The organism is Bacillus sp. SRB3LM (genome assembly GCF_015712745.1).
Taxonomy (GTDB): domain Bacteria; phylum Bacillota; class Bacilli; order Bacillales; family Bacillaceae_G; genus Bacillus_A; species Bacillus_A thuringiensis_K.
Genome location: NZ_VWVQ01000103.1, coordinates 498,760 through 510,937, shown reverse-complemented (window position 1 = coordinate 510,937; position 12,178 = coordinate 498,760). Strand labels below are relative to the sequence as shown.

The window sequence follows — 12,178 nt, the reverse complement described above, 5'->3', positions numbered from 1 at the left end:
CTCGAATGAGAGGGCTTTGCTATTTTATAAATCAAATTGAACTTGTTGACCATCAGTAATCGTATCATACGACTTTTGTTGGTATGTTGAACTTGTAATGAATTTGACATTAGTAATATCTTTTGGATCTCCATTAAAGAACAAACCTAGGACACGTTCTTGTTTAACTTTTCCAAAGTATTCAAAGGAAGTGTTTTTTTCTGTAATAAAATTGCGATTTGCTTCTAACTGTTCACCATTATTTAGTACTACCTTATCAAAATTAAGGAAGTTAATATTTTCATCTGAGGTATTTTCCACTGTGTAAATAACTTGAATATAATTTAGTTTTCCATCGTTAGTGGGTGTTGTTTGATAGACTTCTTTAGCCTCAGTCAACATTTGTTCTGGAAGGTCAGATAGTTGAAATAGCTTGATGTTTTGAACAGTCATTTTAATTGGAGCTACATCAATAGTTTGATTAATTTCTTTAATTTTCATTAGCTCAATAACTCCGCCTTGAGCATTGTATTTTTGCTTTTCTCCAACTTTAGTTAGTACTGTTTTTTCGTTAGTTTTCGAATTGCTTTCTTTAATACCTTTTTGGTTTGAGGCAGTAGGTGCACTCTTTTCTTCTGTTTTTTCTTCTGAGCCACAAGCCACAAGTGCTAGGGAGAAAAATACAGAGACAAGTAATAATAGATACTTTTTCAAATTAGTTCCTCCTAAAATATATTGCGATATTAAGTATAACAGATGTACGTTGGTTTTATAGGATAAAATTAGATTTACAGGGAAAATATTCTTAAATATAGTTGACTTAAGTCAACCTAAGGTGTATAATAAGAGTATAAAGAACAGGAGGTGAACAAAGTGGATTGGTTAATAATCTTAGGAACGCTAACAGCAATCGCAACATTCTTTTCCCAAGTATCAACAGTTGTTAAAAACAGCGTAGATACATACTACAAAATCAAAGAGGAAAAAGAAAAGAGTCGCTCCCGCCAAGAAGTCGACTCCGAATAACACCACAGGGGAGAGCAATCTCCCTTGTAACTAAGATTATAACACATTCCATATAATATGATGAAAAAGTTTATTTGGACGAATATTCCCGTAATTTTGATTTTAGGATTTATCTTAGCAATACTGGATTATGATAATTTAAACACATGGGGCTATGTCTTAATAGTATTTAGCATAATATCGTTTTTGCTAATGATAGTAAATATAATTACTCTCTATATAAAGGAGAAGAAAAATGTATAACTTTGAATCTAAGGAAGAACTAATAAAATTCGTAAATGATGAAATTGTGAATACTTCAGAGGCATTGGAGATTTTAGAGTGTTCGAGGCAGAATTTAAATAAGTTGGTGAAGTCGGGGACGTTAGTGCCGATTAAAGAGATGGTTCGAGATAGGTTGTTTTTTAAAAATGATATCCTAAATAGGAAAGAGCGGATGAAAAAGTGAAGAGGTTATAGTTTTTATGAAAATAAAAAGTAAAAGGTACTATAATTCGTAAAAACTGCTTATGTTTTATAGTACCTTTTAATGAGTAAACAAAAATTAATAATGAACAAGTTTGATTCTATTGTATATAAGAAGAACTATTCAATAGAATTTAGTATTCATCTAATATGAATTATATAAAAGTAAAGAAGTGACATTGTATATGAAATGGATTAATATGTTTAATATAAGAGAATACTTAATATACAAGTTTTTTTATTTTGAAAGGAGTGATTCTAATGATGCAATTAAAACTATTTGAACTATTGGATAACGAAGAAACCCTAAACAAATTATTGGGAATTTTTGGGCGTGAATCTGTTGTTTCTTTTTCAGATAAAATCATTGGAATCAATTATGACTATGGCGTAAATAGTTATATTGGTGTGTTACAGAAGGTAAGGGGATTAAATTTAAGACAATTGATTGTTACATCATCTTCATTTATAAATATGATTGATTTTTGTGTGAAGGAAGATTTATTTATAAATAATATTAAATTTATTTATCCCGTTCCAAAAGAAAATATTGAGTATGTAGACGATTATCTTGAAAAAATTAATGCAGCATCTGGATCAGAGAAGAGAGCATTAAAAGTAAAGTTGTTTAAAGAAATCGATTGGATTACCTTTGATGAATGTATAGATGTAAAGTCTATTTCAATTCAGATGCAAGGGGTTGATTCTCCTATATATATAGATGTTGAGTTGTATAATAATGGTGTTTTATTGATAAATGATGAACATGTTATTGAAAATGTAAAAGATTTACTAAATAATATTTTTTAATAAGGATAATAATTATGATAAAATCATTGGTTGAGTGGAGAAAAAGATCGTTAAAATTTCTAACTATATTTAGCCCCCTAATAACAATATTTTGTGTATATATATTTGGAATAGATTTTGCAGGGTATATTTCTAAGTTGTCACCAACTCTTTCTACTGAATTGCAAAATAAACCAACATTAAGCTTTACGATGAACTCTGCTATTGTTGTTATTATAATAAGTGCTGTTATTGAATGGCTAAAATATCCTGGCGAATTTGTTATAAAAATAAAAAATAATAGTAGAAAAGAAGATAGTTACTTTGATATTAGGAGTGACCATAGACCTATAAATGTTCATATGGATTGTGAATTTAAATTTAAAAATAAGCTATTACATTGGCTTGTTAACATTCTCGGTGGACTAACTCTACAATGTAATTTTCCGCATTGGATTGATTATAGGGTTGAGAATCAGAAGGATTTGAAAACTAATGTGCTAGTAGAAGAAAAAGAAGAGTTCCGTATAGACATCGGAGAGGCGCTACAGAAAAACATTATTGATTCATCTTTATATGTGAAAATATCTATAATGTCTAATGCGTTTGATGTGAATAAGGGATATATCGTACCAAGTATTCAATTAAAATCAGATTCAAAGTGTAAAAGATTTTTTCTTTATATAATAATGTTATTGTTTTTTGATATTAACATTACTAATTATAAAATTGAATCTAGAAATGATATATATTAGGAGGGGATAATAGTGATGAGTTTTTCAATATTTAGATTCCACAATTATGTGAGTTTAGATGGATTTATTGAAACGCTAAGAGGGAATCGCGAAGTTATAAGAAATGTTAGGGGATGGGAGACGGATGCATTAAGGTCCGAAGTGAGAGAAGTAAATGGGTTCAACTTGTTTGAACACGAAACTATTCAAATTGAAAATGACCCTATCCAATACATATTTTTTGAAGCTTATACAGAAAGAAAGAAGAACCAGGAATATTGGTATAATCCTAATGGTAGTTTGAAGGAAGATAGAGAGGAACGGATAAATTCATATCAATCCTATGTTCTAATATTTCAACTAAATGAAAGTATATATGGAATTGTTTTTTCAGGTATTAATAGGGCTAAAGCAATAGTAAAAGATACTTTTACAAATGAGACATGGGGAAATGTTGAGCCAGTTGAAATTGAAGTTACAGAGGATCTGTTGTATTGGATATTTAAACGTTATATTGATACTCCAAGAGAATCATTGTCAACAAATGATCAAGTATTTGTAACAGCGTTAGAAAGTTATATGGGTAAAACTAGAGATAATGTAAATGCGATGAGGGGAGAAGGGAGTAGAATATCCACAATTCTCGGTACATTAGCATTTTTATTCAATAACGAAAACTTAAAAGCCATTCGTCCAGCAATTCAGTATGGTAACGAAAGAGTTTTATTAGAAATAGGATTAACAGGAACCTTTAAAACATGGTCTAAATCATATCGCGGACAACACTTTAGAGCTTTAACTGGCCAAAGAAAAGAAAATGCAATTGCAATATTTATTTTTTCTAAAATAATTCCCTTATTGATTGCGTGCTATGAAGAAAACAAAAGACATAATCAATGGTCACCACAATTAAAGGTTGATTTCGTACGAAGGTTAGGTACCATGATTAGGGATGAGGTAGACAGTGTATTAGAAAATATTGAACTTGAAAATGCGAACCCGCAAATTGTAGAAGAAATCTTAGATGAAGAAGAGTTTGAATTAGAAATTGATGATGATGATGATGAAATATAATATTTTATTGTAATTATATTTAATTAGTCTAATAATCTTATGTATTCGGAAAAGTGATGGATCGATATGAGACATCGCTTTTTTGAATATATTTTAATCTAAAATAATCATAAATTATATGGAGAATATGCTAAGGTTTGAAGTTATACTTCACCCACAACCCCACCCACAATTCACCCACAAAAGTAAAAAAAGTGATGAATCACTATGAAACATCACTTTTATAAAACCTTGATAAATCAACGTTTTCGGCACGATTTAAAACTTGATGAATCCAGAGGATATATTTAGAACGCAAGTTCACCAATGGGAACGCGATCAATATATGTCTCTATACTAAGAGGATTAAACCCTTGATACAACTCGTATCAAGGGTTTTTTAATTCCCAATTATTACACTTTTATGTGGTTATAAAATGAAAAACAGCCACATAAAAGCCACGAATTAATAACAAGTAGTGATATCATAGAAAAACATTATCAGATAAACGTAAGTTTTATATAATTTGTGAAATAAAAAAGCCTTGATACTACGGTATCAGGGCTTTTTTAGTGAAGTTATTGGATATATTAACTACTAGATAATGGATTGTTTTTGGTTATTTTAAATCATGTTACTAAGAAAATCTTTTCAAAAGAATTGATTTTATCTTTTTTTAAATCACTTGTGCTATAACTTAATAATTCTTTACTGCCTGTACAACGCGACCAATGATTTTTACATCTTCAGCTGAAAGGTCGTAAGTTTTTGGTTCGTGGATAGGGTCATTACTCAATGGTATTAAAGTAATGATGCTTCCAGATTTTGAAATCTTTTTCACGGTAGCATCATAACCATTGACTTTTACAACAGCAATTTGTCCGTTTTCAACATAAGGAGTTTCCTCTACTAAAACATAAGAACCATCAGGGAATTCGAGATTCATGCTAGTGCCTTTTACAGTAAGATAAAAATACTTTTTACGCTTGTTTAAAAATGTACTTAGCATGGGTAAATAGCCTTCGATATTTTCTTCAGCGAGTATTGGTGTACCGGCTGCTACAGAACCAATGATAGGAATGTAAATAATGTTTGATTGATCGTTTTGGATGGTTTCATAAATAGAAACTTCTTCTTTAACAGTATTGCCCTCTTGTGTTGCGAGTCTTTCTAAATCATCAGTAGTGATTCCTAATCCCTTACAAACTTTTATGACATTATCAACAGATGCTTTACCAATCCCTCTTGATAACATGGATTGCAGTGTTGTGGGGGGGAGACCTATTTTTTCGGCGAAGGCTCTTTTACTATAGCCAGCTTCTTTTATTAGGCGTGTTACAACCTCTGCTTTTTTCATTACTTTCACCATCTTTCGTATTAAAATGTATACGATATTGCGTATTCCTGTATATATCATAACCTAACTAAATTTGTTAGTAAATAGAACAATATACGAAATTGAGTATTTAATTGCGTTTTTTTGTTGACTAAATACGAAATTGAGTTTATATTTAAATGGAAATGAACGCAATATCGTACAAAAACAGGTGGTGAGTCAATGTATCCGAATTTGCGTGCAGAGATGGCGAGAAAAAGAATTATGATTACACAAATTTCTTCGCATCTGAAACTTCGCCACGCAACAGTGAGCGACAAAATAAATGGTAAATTTCGTTTTTATTATGATGAAGCTTTTGAAATTAAGAAAACTTTTTTTCCAGAACATAGTTTGGAATATCTTTTTGAATTTGAAGAAAACGAAGCGAATTGAAATTGGAGGAGATTTACTTAAAATGTAATGCTATAACCGAATTATTGAATGATAATTTAATAAGAGGGTTCATATCAAAGTATTTAATTTAAATTACGATAATTAGTTAATCTGTAAAAAGAAAGTAACGAATTATGTGTAGTGCTAAATTATCTCAATGCAATAAAGATAGTTCAAAATTAGTAGTGAGGAGGAGATGAGGATGGGGCAATTAACTGACTCATCAGTACATAGTTCATTAGTATTTGAAGTTAATGGAAAAGTAGTAACGGATAGTTTGGTAATTGCGAAGATATTCAAAAAAAATCACTTCGACGTTTTGAAGGAAGTTCGAAAACAAATTGTATATGTAGGTGAAGAGTTTGGGGGAGAAAATTTTCACGAGTCCACTTATGTTAATTCAAAGAACAGGCGAACCTCTAAATATGATTTAACAGAAGAAGCATTCACGTTACTTGTTATGGGATATAACAGTAGAGAAGCGGTTGGAATGAAAATTAAATTTATGAAAGAGTTCAAACGAATGAAGCAGTATATACAAAATCAACAAAATGTGCCAAAGGATCCAATGGGGGTTTTAAAGTTAACATTTGCTGCGTTAGAAGGACATACTCAGGAGATACAAGAAATAAAGTCTGAGGTGAAGGGGTTGCGAGAAAATACTCCGCTTTATGCTATCGAGTGTGAAGAGATAACAAGGGCTGTAAAAAGGTTAGGTATTATGTTATTGGGAGGTAAAAATTCAAATTCTTATCAGGATATCGGTCTTAGAAGGAAGTTATATAGAGATATTTATAGTCAGTTACATCGGGAATTTGGTGTGAATAGTTATAAAGCTATTAAACGTTATCATTTGGATAGAGCAATACAAATTATTAATGAAGAATATTCAATTCCAACTGTTTTAAATGAAGAAATTACAGTTAAAAACTCACAAATAAATATGGCAGACATTCAGTAGGAGGAAAGAACATGCAAAGAAAGATTTTAGTAATTACTAGTAGTTTAGCAGGGTTACCAACTGTCAGTGAATTTAAAACAAAAGAAGATGCAAAAGAGCAGGTTAGAAAGCTTATTCAAAAAGGAATGAGTCAAAATGTGATTCGTATAACACAAGAAATTCCTATGAATATCGAAATTCAAGTGGATGTTGAATTTGAGGAATAAGAGAGGTTTAGAAGAAAATAGATATGGATAGCATGATTGTTTTGAATGAATGCATAAGAAAAGAATCCGTTGCAGCGGATTCTATAAGAAAAAATATCTCTAGATAAGTATAACATTGAATACCGTTTTTGAGAATTTATGAGGTGGCTAGTATGGGGATTATTCGAGTGAAAAAAGATAGTAATTATTCCGTTATAAATAATACTGGTTTAAAAGATGAAAGGTTGTCATGGAAAGCGAAAGGGATCTTAGCCTATGCGCTTACATTACCAGACGATTGGACTTTTCATATTAGCGAATTAGCTCGACATGCTAAGGATGGAGAAGATTCGCTCCGTACAGGTTTTAAGGAATTAAAAGAATTAGGTTATGTAAAACGTTATCCTGTTCGTGACGGGAATACGAAAAAAATTACAAAGTGGGATACGGAAATTTACGAAACGCCACAAAGGAACATGCCACAAGTGGAAAACCAAGATGTGGTAAAGCCATATGTGGAAAATCAGAAACTACTAAATACTAATAGACTAACTACTAATAAACGAAATACAAATATACAAAATACTAATCATTATGATGATATGGATAAATTAGAATCTCGTGTATTCATCAATGAGAGGGTTAAAGTAAGTTGTAACTTTATTAAGGGGATGGGCATTCCGTTAAGTGAAATTGCAATTGCAGAGTTGGGGGGTTTTTGTAATTTGTTTAGTGATGAGTTAATTCAGCATGCAATTAATAAAGCTGTTGATGAGAATGCACCAAGATGGAACTACATTAAGGCTATATTGAGGAATTGGAAGGAGCAAGAAGTTAAAACATTAGTTGATGTGGCCATACTAGATAGGTGTTTCGAAATGAGTAAGAAAAAGAAATATAAAGGGACAGGTAGGAAGTATTCAAATAGAAAAGAGATTGTACCCAATTGGTTATATAAAGATGATGAATCAACAAATCTAGAAGAGGAAAGAAAAACTGTACAGTCTATTGATGAAGAGCGTGAGAGATTACAAGAAGTGTTAAATAAATATAAGTCATAAGGAAAACCGTTAGATGATTTTGTTATTTTAAAATATATTATCTTAATAAAAAAATAATGCATTTATATTCTTCAAAGATTCCCGATGCATAGTGAACAGTATTATAAAAATAGTAGTGAATGCTTGGATCAATTATGAACGATTTGTAATTTCAGTTTATTTCTTAAATTTCTATGGGGACTGTTAGAAGTCTTTTCAATAGGATTCAAGAATTAATTAAAAATATCGAAATTCTAAAGATAATGAACTGATCAATAGGGGATAAAAAATGTTAGGGAAGGGTTGTGTTTATAAAATGAAAGATGATTTACAAGTAATAAAGATTGAAAAAGCTAATAAGCATATTCATTCTATTAAATTAGTATTAAGAGACTTTGTAAAAGGAATGGAAGTGGGTGAATCAGTAAGTGTTCGAGTGGCTCAAAGATTATAAGAAGTTAGAAGAAGAAATTGCTTATTTAGAATACAACTTAGACAAATCAAAAGCCGAATTGAAGCGTTGGATTAGCGGTGATTTGCAAAATGTACGATTAACCGCTGAATCGGAAGGGGCTAAGGTAGAAGGACGGATTGAGGCAATTGAATATGAATTAGCTTATAAGATGAATGAAGAGTATGATTTAAGGCTTTTGATTAATAAGTTTACAGGACTGGATCATCAAATACTTAAAATGAAATATGTTGATGGGATGACTTTAGAACAAATTGCGTTTGAATTACATTATAGTACAGGCTATATACGCCGAAAACACGCTGAAATAAGGAAGATTGTCAAGTTTTTAGATGGATTTTAGTGTTACCTTTTTGTAGGATACATGCAGTGTACAGAAAGTATTGAAAAAGTGATTTATAGTAGTAATATAAGATTTCGACGAAAGGGCAACTATTTTTATGGTTGCTCTTTTTGTTGTGAAAGAAGGTGAGTAACATGAAGTGATTTGATGGATTAATGGGTCTTTAGCTTCTAGTTATATTTAGTAAAGTAGTAGTTTTACAGGCGAAAATAATAGAAAAATAAGGAGATGTTTAATGATGAGTTTATTAGCTGCTTCAGTCAAAACAAAGAATCTGCCACAACAGGTGTTACGTTGGCAATCAATGGTAGAAAGCGAATGTTCTGCACAAGGTGTACCGGAGTTAGTTCCTTATGTGCTTGGAATTATTATGGTGGAAAGTGGAGGGAATTCTGAAACGACACCTGATATTATGCAGTCTAGTGAATCACAAGGGTGGGCAATGAATACAATTAAAAACCCAAAAGATTCAATTTATTACGGAGTGAAGCATTTAAAGGGTGCTTTTGATGATGCGAAGAAAAATGGCATTACAGATTTAAGTGCCATTGTTCAATCGTATAATTTTGGACGAGCTTACCTTCGCTGGTTAGCTTCTAACAATAAACAGCATTCATTACCGGTAGCAGATTTGTATTCTAAAACGGTTGTTGCGCCGTCACTTGGAAATACGACCGGTGCTATGGTGAAATATAGTAACCCTATCGCTGTTGCTTACAATGGTGGTTATCGATATAAAAACGGAGGGAATTTCTTCTACTCTGAAATTGTTAAACAATATGTAGATTTTGATGGAGGAACTGGTGGTGGTGACAATAAGCCGTTACAACCAAAAGGACTGGGAATTGCAACGTCTAAATACCCAGAAGGATGGGGCATCAATTTATATAGTGGTCCTGGAAAAGATGCTTGGTTTACAGGTCATGTCATTAATACAAAAATGCCATATTTAATTATAGATGCTGCTTGGTATGGCGGGAATGAAAATATGCTTTGCTTAGGTTGGGAAGCCTGGGCAAAAGAAGAACACTTTGAAGTGCAGTGGTTCCATGCTTACTCAAAATATCCAGCAGGTTATGGCATTAACACATATGATGGTCCAAATGGAAATTATAAAGGAAATGTGGATGGATCTTATCCATATGGTGTTTTTGCGAGAAAAGATGGTTACATTGATATTGGACAAAACACATGGGTAAAAGAAGAACATTTTAATGTAAGGTAATAACAAAGTTTTTTTATTATTTGATTTTAAATTATAAATTTTAATATATAGAAAAAATATAAAAGGGTGCTTTTTTAAGTGCCTTTTTATATTACGTATGAATAGAAAGGAAGATTATTATGGCAAAATTTATTTATCCAACAGATACAACGAGAGTAACAAGTGGATTTCGGGGGAGCAGACCAGATCATCATGGGATAGATCTTGCTGAATCGGGCTATCATCCAATTTATGCAGCAGCTAGCGGACGAGTTAGTCGTTCTTATATTTCATCCAGTTATGGTGAATGTATTATGATTGTGCACACTATTGATGGGGTTACATGGGAAACAGTATATGCCCATATGCGTAGCGGTTCTCGAACAGTAAAAGAAGGTGATTATGTTACACAAGGACAAACTATTGGGGTTATGGGGAACACAGGGGATTCTAGTGGTCAACACTTGCATTTCGAATTGCATAAAGGGTCTTGGAACATCAATAAGAGTAATGCTGTGAATCCATTAGACTACTTAGGAAAAGGAGACGGTGGTGGTACAACTGATCCTTCTAATAAACCGCTACAACCAAAAGGACTGGGAATTGCAACGTCTAAATACCCAGAAGGATGGGGCATCAATTTATATAGTGGTCCTGGAAAAGATGCTTGGTTCACAGGTCATGTCATTAATACAAAAATGCCATATTTAATTATAGATGCTGCTTGGTATGGCGGGAATGAAAATATGCTTTGCTTAGGTTGGGAAGCCTGGGCAAAAGAAGAACACTTTGAAGTGCAGTGGTTCCATGCTTACTCAAAATATCCAGCAGGTTATGGCATTAACACATATGATGGTCCAAATGGAAATTATAAAGGAAATGTGGATGGATCTTATCCATATGGTGTTTTTGCGAGAAAAGATGGCTACATTGATATTGGACAAAACACATGGGTAAAAGAAGAGCATTTTCATGTAAGATAATATCTTTAAATCAGCATGTATTAAGTAGGATGAAAAAACTTGTTATCATACCTCTTGAGGTGAGAGTAATATCTGTAAAATGCTGTGCAGAATATAGAGTGGAATTTTTGAAAGAGCAACTGATGTAAAAGTTGCTCTTTTTCTTTTTTTGAATGTGAGGACCATAACCCATTATATAGAATATGGCCTGTCTGAGCATTTAGTTTCTAGATGTACTTAATAATTCAGTGGAATTTTAAATGATAAAAAATAAAAAAGGAGATAATCAGTAATGGAAATTAGAAAAAAATTAGTGGATCCAAGTAAATATGGTATAAAGTGTCCCAATACAATGACACCAGAATTCATCACAGTACATAATACGTACAATGATGCATCAGCAGAAAATGAGATATCGTATATGATTGGGAATAATAATTCAGTGTCGTTTCATGTTGCAGTAGATGACAAAGAAGCAGTACAAGGTATTCCGTTTGATCGTAATGCTTGGCATGCAGGTGATGGTAACGGAAATGGTAATCGTAAATCTATCGGAGTGGAAATTTGCTATTCTCTAAGCGGTGGGGATAGATATTACAAGGCGGAGGATAATGCAGCAATTGTTATCGCTCAGTTAATGAAACAATTCAATATACCGATTAGTAATGTACGTACACATAAATCGTGGAGTGGAAAGCATTGCCCACATCGAATGCTCGATGAAGGAAGAGTGGATCAATTCATTGAGAAGATAAACAAAGCATTTAATGAAGATAATAATAAACCACTACAACCAAAAGGACTGGGGATTGCAACGTCTAAATACCCAGAAGGATGGGGCATCAATTTATATAGTGGTCCTGGAAAAGATGCTTGGTTCACAGGTCATGTCATTAATACAAAAATGCCATATTTAATTATAGATGCTGCTTGGTATGGTGGGAATGAAAATATGTTATGTCTAGGTTGGGAAGCGTGGGCGAAAGAAGAGCACTTTGAAGTAGAGTGGTTCCATGCTTACTCAAAATATCCCGCAGGTTATGGCATTAACACATATGATGGTCCAAATGGAAATTATAAAGGAAATGTGGATGGATCTTATCCATATGGGATTTTTGCAAGAAAAGATGGTTATATCGATATTGGGCAAAACACATGGGTAAAAGAAGAACATTTTAATGTGAGATAAGGAT

Annotated in this window: 16 protein-coding genes; 14 read left to right on the top strand and 2 right to left on the bottom strand. The window is 32.3% G+C overall.

From position 1 onward, the window contains the following. Window positions 1-24: 24 nt before the first annotated feature. Entirely contained in the window at window positions 25-693 is a 669-nt protein-coding gene (locus F3I02_RS29730) for a hypothetical protein (RefSeq protein WP_078400394.1), read from the bottom strand. A 159-nt stretch (window positions 694-852) separates the two neighbouring features. Between F3I02_RS29730 and F3I02_RS29725 the strand changes: the two genes are divergently transcribed. The 5 genes from F3I02_RS29725 (at window position 853) to F3I02_RS29705 (ending at window position 4,067) form a co-directional block, all read left to right on the top strand. Then, on the top strand, window positions 853-1,005 hold the full coding sequence (locus tag F3I02_RS29725) for a hypothetical protein (RefSeq protein WP_167514902.1): 153 nt from the start codon (window positions 853-855) through the stop codon (window positions 1,003-1,005). Window positions 1,006-1,240: 235 nt separating this feature from the next. Then, complete coding sequence (locus F3I02_RS29720; protein WP_196477684.1) at window positions 1,241-1,453, top strand: DNA-binding protein; 213 nt, start codon at window positions 1,241-1,243, stop codon at window positions 1,451-1,453. A 278-nt stretch (window positions 1,454-1,731) separates the two neighbouring features. Further along, window positions 1,732-2,280, top strand: coding sequence for a hypothetical protein (locus tag F3I02_RS29715; RefSeq protein ID WP_196477683.1), 549 nt, complete (start codon window positions 1,732-1,734; stop codon window positions 2,278-2,280). Between the two features lie 14 nt (window positions 2,281-2,294). After that, window positions 2,295-3,014, top strand: coding sequence for a hypothetical protein (locus F3I02_RS29710; RefSeq protein WP_061689931.1), 720 nt, complete (start codon window positions 2,295-2,297; stop codon window positions 3,012-3,014). A gap of 15 nt (window positions 3,015-3,029) precedes the next feature. Further along, window positions 3,030-4,067 (top strand): hypothetical protein, encoded by a 1,038-nt coding sequence (locus F3I02_RS29705; RefSeq protein WP_230876775.1) that lies wholly within the window; start codon window positions 3,030-3,032, stop codon window positions 4,065-4,067. 677 nt (window positions 4,068-4,744) lie between these two features. Here the strand turns inward: F3I02_RS29705 and F3I02_RS29700 are convergent. Continuing rightward, a complete protein-coding gene (locus F3I02_RS29700) occupies window positions 4,745-5,404 on the bottom strand; it encodes a LexA family protein (RefSeq protein WP_000708857.1) in 660 nt (219 codons plus the stop codon). Window positions 5,405-5,605: 201 nt separating this feature from the next. On the opposite strand from F3I02_RS29700, the gene F3I02_RS29695 reads away from it, so the two are divergent. From F3I02_RS29695 to F3I02_RS29655, 9 genes are all read left to right on the top strand, one after another. Beyond that, complete coding sequence (locus F3I02_RS29695; protein ID WP_000283431.1) at window positions 5,606-5,818, top strand: hypothetical protein; 213 nt, start codon at window positions 5,606-5,608, stop codon at window positions 5,816-5,818. Between the two features lie 202 nt (window positions 5,819-6,020). Next, window positions 6,021-6,779 (top strand): phage regulatory protein, encoded by a 759-nt coding sequence (locus F3I02_RS29690; RefSeq protein WP_000531300.1) that lies wholly within the window; start codon window positions 6,021-6,023, stop codon window positions 6,777-6,779. 11 nt (window positions 6,780-6,790) lie between these two features. Further along, complete coding sequence (locus F3I02_RS29685; protein ID WP_001189064.1) at window positions 6,791-6,985, top strand: hypothetical protein; 195 nt, start codon at window positions 6,791-6,793, stop codon at window positions 6,983-6,985. A gap of 152 nt (window positions 6,986-7,137) precedes the next feature. Beyond that, window positions 7,138-8,025 (top strand): DnaD domain protein, encoded by an 888-nt coding sequence (locus F3I02_RS29680; protein WP_196478687.1) that lies wholly within the window; start codon window positions 7,138-7,140, stop codon window positions 8,023-8,025. Between the two features lie 268 nt (window positions 8,026-8,293). Further along, window positions 8,294-8,458, top strand: a complete 165-nt coding sequence (locus F3I02_RS29675; protein ID WP_000900734.1) for a hypothetical protein — start codon at window positions 8,294-8,296, stop codon at window positions 8,456-8,458. Beyond that, window positions 8,433-8,819 carry a DUF1492 domain-containing protein gene (locus tag F3I02_RS29670; RefSeq protein ID WP_000464427.1) on the top strand — a complete coding sequence of 129 codons (387 nt, stop codon included), beginning with the start codon at window positions 8,433-8,435 and terminating at the stop codon, window positions 8,817-8,819. The genes F3I02_RS29675 and F3I02_RS29670 overlap by 26 nt, the downstream gene beginning before the upstream one ends. 238 nt (window positions 8,820-9,057) lie before the next feature. Beyond that, a complete protein-coding gene (locus F3I02_RS29665; protein ID WP_033692154.1) occupies window positions 9,058-10,044 on the top strand; it encodes a lysozyme family protein in 987 nt (328 codons plus the stop codon). Window positions 10,045-10,163: 119 nt separating this feature from the next. Further along, window positions 10,164-11,006, top strand: a complete 843-nt coding sequence (locus F3I02_RS29660; RefSeq protein WP_196478686.1) for a M23 family metallopeptidase — start codon at window positions 10,164-10,166, stop codon at window positions 11,004-11,006. 271 nt (window positions 11,007-11,277) lie between these two features. After that, window positions 11,278-12,174 (top strand): peptidoglycan recognition protein family protein, encoded by an 897-nt coding sequence (locus tag F3I02_RS29655; protein WP_000405766.1) that lies wholly within the window; start codon window positions 11,278-11,280, stop codon window positions 12,172-12,174. Window positions 12,175-12,178: the final 4 nt, after the last annotated feature.